The sequence below is a fragment of the Alteromonas infernus genome, assembly GCF_902705815.1.
This window is the reverse complement of the sequence record NZ_CACSIG010000014.1, coordinates 1-15054: the sequence shown is the minus strand read 5'-3', so window position 1 is coordinate 15054 and position 15054 is coordinate 1. Positions and strand designations below refer to the sequence as shown.

The window sequence follows — 15054 nt, the reverse complement described above, 5'->3', positions numbered from 1 at the left end:
AGATAATTATCTCTTAACTGGGTGTGTGAATCTATTGGAGCACGTCAATTTGCTCTTTTATCAATTATTGCCCACTCCTTTGCATAAAGAGATTCAATCCAATTAATTCTTGCAATGCAATTGCCGTCTCGGCTCAAAATGTTAGTGAGTAAAGTGGCCTGGGCACCAAGCATGGCCAATTGCTCTCGCACTGACTTTTCGAAATACGGAAGGACAATTTTGAATAATTGTGTGATGTCGGTGCTAGATGCATCTTTAATCTGTCCATCTAGCTTGTTCAGTTGGGCGGCTATTTTCTTATCGTGTTTAACCGCATCACTGCATAGGCGATCTATCGCATTAATGAACTTAGATTTTTCGACCTGATTAACTAGAGAAAGTACGTTTGAAAGCTTCATAGATCATCCTTGATACTGTGAGTTAGTCACCCACTTTTATTATACTTAAGTTGTAACCATACACCCTGTTGTGAAATATTAAAACTATCAAATAACGCTATGGACATAGTAATGGGTGCCTCAACAAATTCGGTGAAACTGTCCAAGGTATAACAGGGGCATTATTAAGCTGCCTGCGAATTCACATAGTAAATTTAATATTTTAATTAACGTAGCAATGCCATGAACTTTGTAAAAGGCACAATATCCTGTTTGGCGCTGGCTACTTCCAACGCTTACATATATTCATCTCGCCGCGTATCCGGCACAATTGTCCAAGGTTAGCCACCAGCTGCCATCATTAGATTCATAATAAATTTTTCCATTCTCCCGTTACCATCAAGGTAAGCGACAACAGCTTTTTACTCCATTATGCAGAGATGTCTGTGCTCGCCCCGATTATCGCTTTTATCTGATATAAACAATATTCCTCAAAGATCAAATAAAGTCCCAAAATGGTTACTCAAATAGGTTAAAGGGCCCTAATGTAACCAAATCGGGACTTTATAGTGAAAGGTGTGACTGCCATATTATTAGCAGAAGAGCTCGACGAAAGGTTGAAGCAAGCCCGACTAAATCGAGACTATTCCTCTTAAAACAAGCTGAAGTTGCGGAGCTTGCTGGTGTTCACTTCTCCAAACTGAGATTGATTAAATCAACGATGCCAAGAACTTTGTAAAAGGCACAATATCTTGTTTGACGCTGGCTGTTTCCAACGCTTGCATATATTCATCTCGTCGTTCGACGGGTACAATTGTCCAGGGATAGCCACCCGATGCCATCATTAGATTCATGACAAACCTTCCCATTCTGCCATTGCCATCAAAGTAAGGATGGATGTAGACGAAAATGAAGTGCCCCAGTACCACTCTGACGGCTGCATTTTTCTCTTCTGCGAGCAAGTCGAAGAGTATCGGCATCATATCGCGAACCGCTTCTCTACCTGGTGGAGTATGCATAGATTGACGAATATAGACTGGTCCTGTCCGGTAACCAGCCAAGTCCGACTGCTTAATAATACCAGCAGCCACACTTGGGCCAAATAAAGCCAGATACCAATCGCTGTGTGTCTGTTCCAATACATCGCCAGCGTTTCTACCTTCTAACACCGCTAACACGGCTTTTTTAACTTCCTGAAATGCATTCCAGTAGCCTTTAGCGGCCATCGCATCTAAATGCCTTTTACTCTCGTCTGAACCTTCAGCTTGCCAATTACCAGAGCGAACCAGTTCAATCAATTCGTGAGTCACACGATAGCCTTCAATAGACAGTGAGTGGTATGCGTCTGTAACGTATTTGTCTTCCACTTCGGCCATATAGGTTTTGATATCGACGCTTTGTTGTATTTGTTCAGGGAAGTGAGCGATAACACTTTCACGCATTTGTGCCCACATTAACCGAATTCGATTAACATAGGGTGACACATCACGACGACCAAAGCTCACCTGCACTTTCTCTGCGAAAGGATCTTCTTCCTGCACTTTCAAATCGGCCGCGTGCATACCCTTTAAGATATTGTCAGCAATCAGATCCCGGCCGATATTTCTAAAGGCGCCCACTAAACGGCCAGCAATCACGCTGTGATTACCTGCAAGTAAAACGGATAGTACGTCGGATGCATCTGTCACCATCGATAAGGCAGTACGCAATTGGATGGGCGCATTTTGAAACTGGTTCGCGGAAGAATAAACAAGCGCTGCTGCTAAGCTGTAAACATTGAGCCCTTCCAAGTCTTCAATGTGTTCTGTGGCAGGCATGTTCAACCTGACATCAAAAATAGAGGTGTTGTGCAAAAAGGCGGTGGGTTTATTATTGCCTTTAGGCGAGCGCACGAGTAATTGTTTAGGCACGGTTCTATCGCCGATGTGCAGGCTAATTGATTGTTCAGGTGAGAGGCACCAAGCATTGTCGAATCGCTGTGACAAATAAGCGCCGCAAAAGCCCCAGAAAGAAGTATACCAAGATGTACTGTCGCCCGGCTTTTCATCTGGCATCGCCGGTATATACCAACCCCGGATGACCTCGCGAATAAACCCATGCTTCAATAGCCGCTCTCGATGTACTCTGCTAAGTTGCTTAGACTGGATGGCAACAGCCCCTGACTCTTGAAGTTGTTTTAATTGCTCGAGCGAATCTGCTAGTTTTTGTGATATGTCATTCATGTTCGCTCCAACTATTACTCATGATAGTGACCAGCTATCAATCCTTTTTTATAGGTTTTAGTGTTATATCACTTATAGGTTTTAATGTCTTTCAATTTATAGGTTTTGGTGTTTCTTTGGCTGTAGGTTTTAATGGTTCTACGTTTACGGTCGAGTTAAAAGTCTACCTCTTTAAAGAGCTTCAGCGATTAAAAGAACAGCAATTTCTATAACTGGGCAGAAATACTCGCCGCAATTTGGCGAAAGTGAATTACCTTATTTATACCGATGCGGCAAAAGAGCATCTAATTTCCGAAGTGCTTATCTTTACTGCTTACTATTCCTAACACCCCGAATATTCCCATCCATCACAAGCGTCTTAACCAATCCACTTTCATCATCCATCTCAAACGAAATACTACTCCCGTTCTTAGCAAAGAATCGACCGCCACCCTCATGAAAATACTCTTCATTTTCAACGTAAGGTAAGGCGTTAAGCACAAAACCATTGGCTGTTTTTTCTAGCACCACATCAACGTTAACTGGCTTGGTCACCACATAGGTTCCAATGTATTTACTCAGTTCCTTTTGGCTTATGGGTACTAACTTCTTAACCTCAGCTTCCGAGTAGCCTACGTTCAGCGCTTCTTTTAAGCGTATTTCTAGCTCACTTATTAACTGTGTTCCATTATTGCCGTTCGTCATAATGGCGTAGCCGTTGCCGGTATCTAGTTCAAGGTATAGCTGCGACATGAACCCAGCATCTGCGCCACCATGACCAAAGCCTAGTATTTCCCCGTTGTCATCCATATTGATGAAAAAACCAATTCCCACATTAGGCGGCTGAATATTTGGCGTATTGTTGGTTAACATTTCTTTCGCGGTGGCTTGCGATATCCAGTCGGTTTTTTGCCCCAAATACGCACTGCGCACGCCGCTTGCCAATTTCAACATGTCTGATGGCGTGCTCCACATGCCAGCTGCTGCAAGCGTAGCGTAAGTATGGGCGCCACCTTTAATTGGCGCACCGTCACCGTCGTACGGGGTAGCCATATTGTTCGATAAGTTTGTTGTTATGGGTTGTTCGTATTCTGAACGTGTCATACCTAAAGGTTTAAACAAAAGCCGTTGCGACATAGTCGGCAAAGGTTCGTTAGCTATGTCTTGCAAGGCAAGCTGAGCTAGCGTAGTGCCGCCACCCGAATAACGCATTCGCGTGCCTGGCTTAATATCAACCACTACTGCGCTGGTGTTTGCAGGCGCTGTACCTTCTAACACTTGCTGCAAAGTTGGCACTGGCTCACCCGCTGCGTAACCAGGGAAGCCGTGAACTGTGGTACCCGCCGTGTGGCTTAACAATCTGCGTAAAGAAACAACGTCTTGGCCAGTCCACTTATGTTCAGGCAACTGCCAGCTGGTGAGTAAGGTATTAATATCTGCATCTAAATCTAGCGGGTTATCTTCGCGATATTTCATCAATACTGCTGCAAATGCGGGTTTCGAAATACTTCCTGCTTGGAACACCGTGTTTTCATCAACAGCCAATTCAGTGGTTAAATCCTTAACACCGCTTTGCATGGTCCACGCTAGTTGCCCATTTCTCATAAACGCGACAGACACACCAGGTACATCATAATGCGCTTGTCTTTGCTCTAAAGATTGGTAATTAATTTCTTGCCCTGCAATTCGAATGCGTTCAGTTAGTCCAGTTTTTAAAAGGTCAGATTCTTTTGATTCTTCACCTTCCGCAATCTTCTTTCGCAAGTTAGCCAACCGCGTTTTAAAAGCACCATTTTCAACATTTTCTTTATAGCTCATTGCTAGCGCTTTTTCTCTCATTTCAAGCGCCATGCCTAATTCGCCGTTAGCTTCATAGCCGTCTGCTAGGCTGTCGTAGGCATCAGATTTGTTAGGGAAGCGAGCTATATTTTTCTTAAAAATCGCAATGGCAGAGTCAAAGTCTTGTTTGTTTAGCGCCGCATAACCCGCGTGGTTTACGGCTTTATATTCTGGCTTTGCTTCAAAAGCGTATTTTGCAGAAAGGTCTTTATAGTATTGCTCTACCGCAGGAATGCCTTCTTGTATTATCGCACCTGTTGGGCGTAACGAATTAAGCTGTTTTTGAAGCGCCAAGCTCATACCTGCAAGCGCAGTCGTATTGTGGCTTTCAGATGTATCCAGTTCGGTATCAAAGGTAAACCCTTTTCGTTCGCTACTATTTAGTAGTTCAACGTAACGTACGTATGCGCTTAGCATGTTCCCATCTTCGTTACCCATATTTATATATAGATATTTGTTAAGGTCGCTATCTGACGCATAGAACGCTTTTGCCTCTGGAAATATCACTTCTTCGTGCCACCACAAACTTGGGCTGAATGCGAAGTAAGCTTGAAATAGTTCAGGCCGCTCGTGCAGTGCGTATACGGTAAAAAGGGCGCTTAATGAATGCCCGGAAATAATCGCGTAGTTATTGGTGCGATAGTTTGCGTTTACGTAAGGCTTTAGTTCTTTTTCTAGAAAGTCTAAAAAGTTGTCGGCACCACCAGATATCCCCCACTGGTTGTAGCTTTCATCATAGGTAGGTGTGAAGTCTCGCGTTCGCTCGGTGTTGGTAATACCGATAACAATCATTTCCTGCGCCATTCCAGACTGATTTAGCAGATCAAGCGTGCCAACGGTATGTGCAAAATTACGCTGACCATCTAGCAAATATAAAACGGGGTAGGTGGTGTCTTTATAGCGGGAATAGTTATTAGGTAAGTGAATAAGTAGTTCTCGCGACTCATTCAAAACTTCTGACGTTATTGTTGTAATTACGGCCTCGCCACGCACTTTGGCGTATACGTGAAAGCTAAGGCTTAGGGTGAATATGGCGCCGATGAAAACGCAGGCAAGCTTTTGATACATTTGAAATTCCCTTTCCCGCTATCAGGCGCGAGCTTTTTATAATTTGTTTATCCTACGCTGTCATAGTCGCTCTTGCTTGTCAAAAAATAGCCAAATAAATGGCCAGTTAAAAAAAAAACGCCGCATTCAGGCTTTCCGAGCCGGGCTGAATCAAACAGCCTTCTAGAGCAATTACGTAAAAGGGGTTAGCTAGAACGTCCCTCACTCATAGCTGCCTGTTCAAATACCTTAACTCTAGACATATGATCACCTCCTTATCTTCGTTGCTAAAACTAATTCGAACATAACATAGGCGGGGCCTAAGTAAAGTATGGCTTCATTAAAGAAAGTTTAGGGAAGTACACACTATTCAAAAAAAGGAATAGCAAAACCAAGGCGACAATATAAACCTTACTTATTAAATCTACGTAACCAATGCTAACTGAAACCCTTTGCGCCGCTCGTTGACGTGACATTAAAGCCTCAACGTGTAACCAGTAGTACGCAAATTCTCTAAAAGGTTAGAACGTAGATGCAAACATTAAATACGCACAAAACCAGCATGAGCCGAAAAGCCGCATTATTGGTTACGCTTTTTGCTACCTCATTTTTCACCTTTGCCCAGTCAAACTCAACTGAACAAATTAAAATGACAGGCAGTAATGGTTCGTCTGTGATGGGGAGTGTGCAGTCGACCTTCGACAATCCGTGGGCGATGGCTTTTTTGCCTGATGGGCACAGTTTGGTAACGGAAAAAGCCGGTACACTTTGGTTGCTTGATAAAAATCAGCAAAAGCGTTTTGCTGTAAGCAATGTGCCAAGTGTTACTGCACGCGGGCAGGGCGGTTTAGGTGACGTTATTATTCACCCAGACTTTGCGTCGAATAACACCATTTATATTTCGTATATGGAACGGGATGAAAAAGACGATGCGTTTAGCGGTGCAGTAATAGAGCGCGCTACGCTTAGTGTTACCGATAGTGGCGCGACATTATCTGATAGAACACTTATTTGGCGTCAATCGCCTAAAGTGACGGGTAACGGTCATTATTCACATCGTATGGCGTTTTCGCCTGACGGCTATTTGTTTATTACCTCTGGCGAGCGCCAGAAATTTACGCCAGCCCAAAACATGGCAATGAATTTGGGTAAAGTTGTGCGCTTGAACGAAGATGGAAGTGTGCCAGAAGATAATCCGTTTTATGGCCAAGGCAGTGTAACCGAACAAATTTGGACATTAGGTCACCGCAACCCTTTGGGCATCGACTTTGATGAGCAAGGTAATTTATGGGTTCACGAAATGGGGCCGCGCCATGGCGACGAACTTAACCTTATCGAAAAAGGTCGCAACTACGGTTATCCCTCCGTGTCGCAGGGAGACCATTATTCAGGCGTAAAAATCCCAAATCACGAAGATATCCCTATTTTTAAATCACCTGAATTAGCGTGGGTACCTGCTATTAGCCCTGCCGGTTTTATCATCTATAAAGGCGATAAGTTTAACAGCTGGAAAGGTAACGGTTTCATCGGTGGTTTGTCTTCAAAGGCACTGGTTCGTGTTGCCTTTAATAAGGACGATAAAGGTAAATGGAAAGTGGAAGAAGCCGAGCGCTATGAGTGGGGTAAGCGAGTGCGTGAAGTCGAGCAAGACAGCATGGGCAATATCTATGTGCTTGAAGATAAGGAAGGCGGGCGTTTAATTAAATTAAGCGAGTAAAACGCGAGTGCATTATTAATTAACTTGTCGATAGGATAGTTTTCGATTCATGCTCGCGTATGACGGACAGATACAAACTTTAGGAACTCTATGATTCAATCTCCTCAAAACTTTAACTTTGAACGTTGTGAAGACGAACCTATACACATTCCTGAAAGTGTACAAAGTTACGGTTTTCTTATCGCGTTTAGCTATGACGATCTGAATATTTCAATCGTCAGTGAGAACTGCGAAACAATATTTGCTGAGGGGATTATTGGGAAAAACTTTTTAGATATTCTTTCTTCTAATACAAACGAGCGCGCTTTTCTTGAAGAGACGTTCGAGAGGGTATCGAAGAGCAAAATAAGGCTGCCCATTAAACTTCATTTGGAAGCATCACTTTTAAATGAAGGTACGGCAATAGATTATTTAGCCGTTGTTTATGACTCGGGTCATCATTATGTGGTTGAGCTAGAGCCTGCTACAGAATTTAGAGAAACCTACAGTGCAGAACAATTTATAAAGCTTTATGCAATGTCTATAGCGCCACGCTTCAAAGAAATGACGTCGTTAGGTGAGATGGCGCAAGAGATGGTGTCAACCATTAGGTATCTCACCAATATGGATAGAGTCGTACTTTATAAATTTAATGAAGACTATTCGGGAAAGGTTATAGCAGAAGCCAAAGCTGAAGATATGGAGTCTTACCAAGATTTGTATTTCCCCGCCTCAGATATACCAAAGCAGGCCAGGGAGTTGTACAAAACAAACTGGGTAAGGCTAACTCCTGATACTGAGTTGCCCCCAGCTAGGCTAGTGCCTTCTGTGGAGGAGTCGGGACGAGAGCGGTTAGATTTGACTCGTTCGCTTCTGCGCACGTTCTCGCCTATTCACCTGCAATATATTAGAAACCAAGGTTTGCGGGCTTCATTTTCCATTTCGTTAGTCACCGATGGTAAGTTATACGGGCTCATTTCCTGTCATCATCGTGAGGCCTGCTATATTCCTCAAGATGTAAGGCTACAGTGCGAGAATTTAAGTCAATTGTTTAGCTGGCATTTGTTGGCTAAAGAAGAGGAAGTTGCGAAACAGAAGAAGTTTGTCACCGATGAAGCTGTTGATGCCATGCTAGACAAAATTGGCCCAGCTAACCCTATTAGTCGCGTGGTTAAAAGCGGCGAACGGGCTTTTTTAGATGCGCTCAATAGTTCAGGATTTGTTTACTATTCACAGTACGAAACCATTACGCTTGGCTCTACCTTACCGATAGACCTTATTAAAGACATCTTTTCTAAGGCCAGTAGTGAAGGCGGTTTTCCTTACACAAACGATTCACTTTATGATGATTACCCGGAAGCACGAGAGCATGGTATCGCGGGTATTATGATCATTCCACTGTTTGAAAAAAAGCAGTACTTTACCGCTTGGTTTAGAAAAGAAACCCACCGCGTTCAAAAGTGGATTGGCGCTGAAGATGAAAAGTCAGAAGAAGCACCAAAATCTGAGCGCCTTAAACCTCGTTCGTCTTTTACTATCCATACTCGAAAAATTGAGGGGCGTTCAACACCGTTTGATAAAGCAGATGTTGATACCGCCAATCGGCTAAATAGAATGTTTTTGGTATATGCTCTTGATGTGCAAGAGCGTATGCATATAAGCATCCAAGAACTTGAAAAACAAGATAATTACAGAAATGAATTCCTTGCTACCTTGGCTCATGAATTACGAAACCCATTGGGCCCAATCATGTCGGGGGCAAGCATTTTAGAAACGGTCGATGATGATAAAACGCGTAAAAGAGTAACGGCAATTATTAATCGACAAGCGGAATACATGTCTAAACTCATCAACGACTTAATGGATGTATCTCGTATTACCCGCGGCAAGGTTAAGCTTGAATTTGAAAGATTGAGCATTCAAGACGTCCTTTCTGATTCCCTTGAAATTGTTGAGCAGCAAGTGAAAGCCAAGAAGCACGATATAACCGTAAATTGTCTTGATGAAGATGTGACCGTTTACGGAGATAAAGCGCGCTTAAGCCAGATTTTCTCTAACATTATTCATAACGCGACTAAGTATACAAAAGAGTCGGGGAAGATTGTTGTAGATATCAGAAAAGACGGAGTAATGATTGTTGTTTCTGTTAAAGATAACGGCATGGGCATCCCTGAAGATAGGCTAAAAGATGTGTTCAACATGTTCACCCAAATTGAAGCGCATTCTACACATACCAAAGGCGGGCTTGGTATTGGGCTAACATTGGTGAGTAAGCTGGTGGCATTACATCATGGCGAAGTATCTGTAATGAGCGAGGGCGTCGGTCAAGGAAGTACTTTTGAAGTTAGGCTACCTATCTCCAAAACAGCTTTTGAGCAGTCTGACAACAAAGAAATGGAATCTGTTGTACCAAATAAAAGTAAAGTGATGTTTGTGGATGACAACGCCGATCTTATCGATGCTTATTGCTTGTTAGCTGAGTCGATGGGGGTTACTGCTTTGGGAATTACCTCTCCGACAGAAGCGGTAGAGAAATTTAAAGCCTTTAAGCCAAACTGTGTATTCCTTGATATCGGCATGCCAGATATTGATGGTTATGAGCTAGTTAAAATGCTTAAAGCCCTACCAGAAGCAGATAGCGTTAAGTTTTACTCTCAAAGCGGGTGGGGGTCAGGCAAATATATCGAGGATTCTAAATCTGCTGGGTTCGACAAACACTTTGTAAAGCCGCTGTCTAAAGAAACTATCAGGTCAGTGCTAAGTTAGTCTTGCAGGGCCCGCTGGTGCGGTAACGCATGATGGATGGTAAGTAAAGAAAAGCGCTCGCAAGTGAATAACAGTCGCGAAACGGGTTATAATAGCAGGCAAACGTAATTAGGAATAAATATGAAAGTCTGTGGTATAGATTTAAAAGGTAACGAAGCAATTATTAGTTTGGTGTCGCTAGCTGACGGTTTGTTTCATTTGCCCGACTGCCGTACGCGCCGATTAACACTGGCCGATACCAGTGCCAAGGGGCTAAAAAGCTTTCAAAGCACCTTCGCTAAGCTTGTCGAAGATTATAAAATTGATGCTGTGATCATTCGTCAGCGTCAAAGCAAAGGTAAATTTGCAGGAAGTGCAATCGGCTTCAAACTAGAGGCAGCTATCGAATTGATTGATGGGTTAGAGGTTATTGTATTTAGTCCTACAGATATTAAAGAGTCGCTTCGCAGAAACCCGCTAGCAGTTCCGTTCTCTGAAACTGGTTTAAAGCAGTTCCAAGAGACAGCCTTTACCACGGCTTACGCATGGCTTATGAAAAATGAGTATGCGTCGCAAGAGGCTAGTGAAGAGTAACAGGTAGCCGTTCGACACATTCGTGAACAGTGAAGCTTATACCAACCTGTAGGCTTCGCTGCTTAACCCTTCATTCCCTCAACCTTTGTACTCAATTCAACCAAGGCGTTGTGTAGCCTTTCCAATTTGTCATTGAATTCTTCGTCTGCTTCGTGCTCGTTGCCCTTTATGGCTAATTCTATCGAACTTGCTAATTCTGCAAGTGGAAAGGCGCCGATATATCGAAGCGCCGTTGTGAAGATATGCGCTATTCTTGCGATAGCAGGATAGTTGTGGTTATCAATAGCTTGTCTGAGTGCGCTAAGTTCACCCTCTAAAGCCACAAAATCGTTTAGTAAGTCGCTGTATAGGGTTTCGTCACCTAGCAATGTTTTCAACGCTGTGGGTTTGTCTATAAAGGTCAATGATGTGGGCGCTACACTCGTTTCACTGATCACCTCTGTGGTAGCCGAAGACTGCCTTTTATCCAATACCTCAACAAGTACATCAAAAAAGCGATTAGGGTCGACAGGTTTGTTAATATGACCATCCATGCCAGCCGCTAGGCTTTTATCAATGTCTTGTTGCATGGCATGCGCGGTTGTGGCGATGATAGGTAAAGTTAACTTCAGCTCTTCTCTGATGTGTTTGGCTGCAGTTAACCCATCCATTACCGGCATTTGAATGTCCATCAACACCACGTCGAATGCGCTGTCTTTACGCAGTATGCTTATTGCTTCCAAACCATTATTGGCCACTTCAATAGTGGCATGGGTGTCGCTTAACAGTCCAAGGGTTACTTTTTGGTTAAGTGCATTGTCTTCTGCAAAAAGAATGCGAGTGCCTTTTAAGTTAGGCACTGTTGGTTTGTCTTTAGGCAAGGCTTTAGTTTTTACGTCAAGACATAGCTCTTGCAGTTTATCTACTAACTCACTGGTGCTAAATGGTTTCTTAATAAAGTTGCGAATGCCTAGTTGGTTAGCTTGCTCTCGCATGCGTGGCGATTCAAACGCATAAAGCATAATTACTTTTGGCTGCTTAATTGAAAACTCTTGATTCATAATGGCCGTTACTTCAAGACCATCAATATCAGGCATACTCCAATCTAAAATAAGCACGTCATAGGGCGTAGATGTCGCTAATGCTGAGCGCATTTTAACAACCGCGTCTTTGCCTCCAGTGGCAATGTCAGCTTGAATGTTAGCCATAGAAAGGGCTTCTGAAATAGCATCTCGCGATGCTTCAATATCGTCAGCTATAAGTACCTTCAGCGCGGAAAGCTGTGTAGAAGGGGATATGATCTGCTGAGATGCGTCCTGCTGTACTTTCACCGTAAAGTGGAAAATAGACCCTTTTCCTAACTGGCTCTCTACCCAAATCTCACCGCCCATTAACGCCGTTAACTGTTTGCAAATTGCTAAACCTAAACCTGTACCACCGTAACGCCTAGAAATTGTTTCATCGCCTTGATTAAATGGTTGGAACAGTAACGCTTGATGCGCGCTACTTAATCCAACGCCCGAATCCTTCACTTCAAACTCAAGCTGAATGTCTTCTGAGACTTGCTTGCATCGCACGCTCACTGAGATAAGCCCATCCTCGGTGAATTTAAGGGCATTGCTTAATAGGTTGTTAAGCACCTGCTGAATGCGCAGTGGGTCGCCGATTAAGTTAAGCGGCACATCTCGTGAGATATGTTGTATAAGCTCAATATGCTTTTCTTGTGCACGGGCAAGATGCAGCCTAATGGTTTGGTTTACCAGCGCGTCTAAATTGAACTGCGTCGATTCGATATCCAGTTTTCCCGCTTCAATCTTCGAGAAGTCGAGAATGTCGTTAATTATACTTAGCAGTGTCTGCGACGCGCCCTCAATTTGTATCAAATTAGTTTGTTGTTCTTTGTCTTCAGCGGCGCGCTGGGATAGCTTAGTAAGACCAATAATTGCGTTTAACGGCGTGCGAATTTCATGGCTCATACGGGCCAAGAAATCAGACTTTGCTTTGGTTGCTTTGCGCAAATCTTGGGTGAGGGTGTCGAGAGTTTTTCGTTGCTGCCGAGCTCTAACTAATAGACCAACTACCAGCCCTAATGAAAGGATCACAAAGCCAATAAAATAGAGTTGCTGAGTATTCTTTTTTTGTTGAATAAGATTTTGCTCTTCTTTTAGTTGGTTGTCTTTCTCTAAAAGCTTGATGGTTTCTTCTTTTTCAGAAATGGCTAAACGCACGCGGTGCAGCGCCATCAGTCTTGACTGCTGCTCGTTAAAGCTTTGCTTAAATACTTGTTGATACTGTTTCGAGTATTCTAGAGCGGCCGCTATATCGCCTTTTTCCTCGTAAAGCGGAATAAGTTTGTTTAAAACATCGATAACCAAAGCTTTGTCATTTTTAATAATGTCTTTTTTAAGCCCGGCTTCAAGTTCGGCAATAGCAAGTTCTACTTCGCCTTGTTGCAGGTAAATGTCTACCAAGTGAAGAAGGTGCGACCCTTCGTTGTACCGGAATCCTACCTGGCGGTCAGCTTCTGCTGCTTGATTGAGTTTTTTAAGGGCTTCACTCAAATTACCTTGCGCGATGTGAAGCTCGGCCATGGCGCTATGTACAATGCCAATAAAAGGGTAATCAGCTTCGCGAAGCAGGCTTTCCGCTAATAGCAGGCTAACTTTAGCATCTTGGTATTTACCGAGTGCCCGCTGCGCGTACCCTTGGAAAAAGTATGCGGTTCCTTCACCTTCTTTGCTATTAAAACGCTGGGCTGCAGACAAATACTGATGCCCGAACGTAAGCATAAGTTCATAGTCTTTAAGCGACATGTAGACGTTACCCATGGCGCTATAAATCAATAAAACGCGGTCACTTCCGGCTTCGTTGTAGATATCTAAAGCCCGATGCATTGCTTCTAATGCACTGGCATGCTCGCCAGACAAATCTAGGATCAACCCTTCTAGGCGATACGACTCTGCAATGTCTAGCAAGGTTTTTTACTGACGTCGCGTATTTACGCGCTTCAAGTAATGCTTCGTAGGCCGAAACATAGTCTTGCTTTAGAATATGAAAGTAGGACTTAATGTTTAAAAAGCGTGCATGCCCATCATCATTAGGGTGAGCTGCAAAAAATGCATTTAATTCTGCGAACGTAGCTTGAACGTTTGGGTCGTTTTCCTGAATGCGTGCTTTAAGTCCGTCAAGTTGAAGTGTGGGAGGTGAAACCTTGTCTTGCGGCTCTTCGAAAGCGCGAGCAGGTAGTGTCATTGATAAGGTAATGACACTAACAATGCACAAGACAATCCGTTTCATTTTTCTTTTGCTATTAGTTAGTAGCTAATAACGCGAATGGTTTTACTGGTGTCGTCAAAGCGCTTAGAAAGCTCGTCCCAGTTTTTATCCGCAATAATCTTTACTTCATCGGCAGGTAATCCGTACTTCTTTGCGGTTGCCACAGGGTCGCTTTTGTAAGCTTCCATTAGCTTGCTGTTGGTGTCTAATTCAACCAAAAAATCTTGTATAGATTTTGCCATTTCTTATTATCCTTTTTTAATTTAGGGTTGGGTTTCTATAGTTAGTAACTTGTTGTTCTGTTAGCCCTAGCTTCGCTAAGCGGTCTTGTCGGTATGCTGGCATTCCCTTCGATGGAACAACGAGCGTCGACACCAAGGTGGGTTTTGCGAATTCGAGCTCACGAAGCATGACTTTTTCTATTTTTGGTTCGCAAAGAGGAAGCGTCGCTGCTTCATAAATAATGAGTTCGTGATCACTTGGATAATGCTCGGCCAGTATATCTGCCAGCATAGCCAGACCTGATTGGCTGTGATTGGCATCTAGCACGCTTAACGTTGCTTCTCCTGCTAACCCTATTTGCCAGATAATTTGCGTCATGTGCGGGTCTATGCGGTAGTCGCGGAACAGAAATTGGGTGGCCTCGTATGACTGACAGCCATAGCGAGAAGGGTCTATGCCCAAATCGGCAATTAAGCAGTCTTCGGCGGAAACGCCAGGCAACATTTGCGCCTCTAAACCTGCTCTTGTACTCGGCGAATGCTTCATGTGAAGGCGTGACAAATACGCCTGGGTGACCATAAAAAGCAACGCAAACCTTGTTACCTTCTACCACTGATTGCACAATTCGGTCGGCCATTTGAGAATAGGTGAGGGCGCGAGATTTTCCTTCTTCATAAAGGTCGTCTAGCGAGACGCTATTAGAGTTAAGTTTGGTTACCACATGTTCGCCGATTTTATTCATGATACCCATGAAGACGATGTCGGCATTCTCAATGTGGCTTCTTGCGGCGACGGTCATTTGCCCTGCAACACTGATACCTGTGCCGACCACAATAAGCGATCCCTTTTTAGTGGTGCCCATACTTCCTATACCGTTTTCGACACTGTTGTTTTTCCTACTATAAAATAGAATTAAGGGTATTGCTATATTCACAGGTTGGCTAATGAAGGATAAGTTTTATTAAGTAAACGTTTGATTGCGTTTAGGCTATTATCGAAAAATATCGCTAATAAAAATGTATAAAAAAGGAATAGTGACGTGGTCAACCAAAATTGACCAACCCAGTTAAGCTACTTT

The 15054-nt window shown here is 43.4% G+C and carries 9 protein-coding genes and 1 pseudogene; 3 read left to right on the top strand and 7 right to left on the bottom strand.

The features are described from left to right. Positions 1-44: 44 nt before the first annotated feature. The 3 genes from ACX5J7_RS03855 to ACX5J7_RS03845 all read right to left on the bottom strand — a co-directional run bounded on the left by ACX5J7_RS03855 (position 45) and on the right by ACX5J7_RS03845 (position 5485). A complete protein-coding gene (locus ACX5J7_RS03855; RefSeq protein ID WP_498706172.1) occupies positions 45-398 on the bottom strand; it encodes a hypothetical protein in 354 nt (117 codons plus the stop codon). Between the two features lie 689 nt (positions 399-1087). Continuing rightward, on the bottom strand, positions 1088-2599 hold the full coding sequence (locus ACX5J7_RS03850) for a Fic family protein (protein ID WP_498706170.1): 1512 nt from the start codon (positions 2597-2599) through the stop codon (positions 1088-1090). 306 nt (positions 2600-2905) lie between these two features. Beyond that, the gene (locus ACX5J7_RS03845; RefSeq protein WP_498706169.1) at positions 2906-5485 is read right to left on the bottom strand and encodes a serine hydrolase; all 2580 of its coding nucleotides are present in this window, start codon (positions 5483-5485) and stop codon (positions 2906-2908) included. Between the two features lie 511 nt (positions 5486-5996). Between ACX5J7_RS03845 and ACX5J7_RS03840 the strand changes: the two genes are divergently transcribed. The 3 genes from ACX5J7_RS03840 (at position 5997) to ACX5J7_RS03830 (ending at position 10499) form a co-directional block, all read left to right on the top strand. After that, positions 5997-7181: a PQQ-dependent sugar dehydrogenase gene (locus tag ACX5J7_RS03840; RefSeq protein WP_498706168.1), complete on the top strand. Its 1185-nt coding sequence runs from the start codon at positions 5997-5999 to the stop codon at positions 7179-7181. Between the two features lie 90 nt (positions 7182-7271). After that, the gene (locus tag ACX5J7_RS03835; RefSeq protein ID WP_498706166.1) at positions 7272-9926 is read left to right on the top strand and encodes an ATP-binding protein; all 2655 of its coding nucleotides are present in this window, start codon (positions 7272-7274) and stop codon (positions 9924-9926) included. Between the two features lie 120 nt (positions 9927-10046). Then, complete coding sequence (locus ACX5J7_RS03830) at positions 10047-10499, top strand: DUF3010 family protein (RefSeq protein ID WP_498706165.1); 453 nt, start codon at positions 10047-10049, stop codon at positions 10497-10499. 62 nt (positions 10500-10561) lie between these two features. On the opposite strand, the gene ACX5J7_RS03825 is transcribed toward ACX5J7_RS03830, so the two are convergent. The 4 genes and pseudogenes from ACX5J7_RS03825 to ACX5J7_RS03810 all read right to left on the bottom strand — a co-directional run. After that, positions 10562-13453 carry a tetratricopeptide repeat-containing hybrid sensor histidine kinase/response regulator gene (locus tag ACX5J7_RS03825; RefSeq protein ID WP_498706164.1) on the bottom strand — a complete coding sequence of 964 codons (2892 nt, stop codon included), beginning with the start codon at positions 13451-13453 and terminating at the stop codon, positions 10562-10564. Positions 13454-13792: 339 nt separating this feature from the next. Continuing rightward, positions 13793-13996, bottom strand: coding sequence for a hypothetical protein (locus tag ACX5J7_RS03820; RefSeq protein WP_012519272.1), 204 nt, complete (start codon positions 13994-13996; stop codon positions 13793-13795). A 16-nt stretch (positions 13997-14012) separates the two neighbouring features. After that, positions 14013-14522: a hypothetical protein gene (locus tag ACX5J7_RS03815; RefSeq protein ID WP_498706173.1), complete on the bottom strand. Its 510-nt coding sequence runs from the start codon at positions 14520-14522 to the stop codon at positions 14013-14015. Between the two features lie 52 nt (positions 14523-14574). Next, positions 14575-14775 (bottom strand): annotated as a pseudogene (locus ACX5J7_RS03810) (SAM-dependent methyltransferase); the annotation flags it as partial. Between the last annotated feature and the right edge of the window lie 279 nt (positions 14776-15054).

What these genes read in the sequence shown, in the direction of transcription:
- ACX5J7_RS03835 (WP_498706166.1), top strand. Translation starts at nt 7,272, where the DNA reads ATGATTCAATCTCCTCAAAACTTTAACTTTGAACGTTGTGAAGACGAA.
- ACX5J7_RS03815 (WP_498706173.1), bottom strand. Translation starts at nt 14,522, where the DNA reads ATGAAGCATTCGCCGAGTACAAGAGCAGGTTTAGAGGCGCAAATGTTG.
- ACX5J7_RS03830 (WP_498706165.1), top strand. Translation starts at nt 10,047, where the DNA reads ATGAAAGTCTGTGGTATAGATTTAAAAGGTAACGAAGCAATTATTAGT.
- ACX5J7_RS03855 (WP_498706172.1), bottom strand. Translation starts at nt 398, where the DNA reads ATGAAGCTTTCAAACGTACTTTCTCTAGTTAATCAGGTCGAAAAATCT.
- ACX5J7_RS03840 (WP_498706168.1), top strand. Translation starts at nt 5,997, where the DNA reads ATGCAAACATTAAATACGCACAAAACCAGCATGAGCCGAAAAGCCGCA.
- ACX5J7_RS03850 (WP_498706170.1), bottom strand. Translation starts at nt 2,599, where the DNA reads ATGAATGACATATCACAAAAACTAGCAGATTCGCTCGAGCAATTAAAA.
- ACX5J7_RS03845 (WP_498706169.1), bottom strand. Translation starts at nt 5,485, where the DNA reads ATGTATCAAAAGCTTGCCTGCGTTTTCATCGGCGCCATATTCACCCTA.
- ACX5J7_RS03820 (WP_012519272.1), bottom strand. Translation starts at nt 13,996, where the DNA reads ATGGCAAAATCTATACAAGATTTTTTGGTTGAATTAGACACCAACAGC.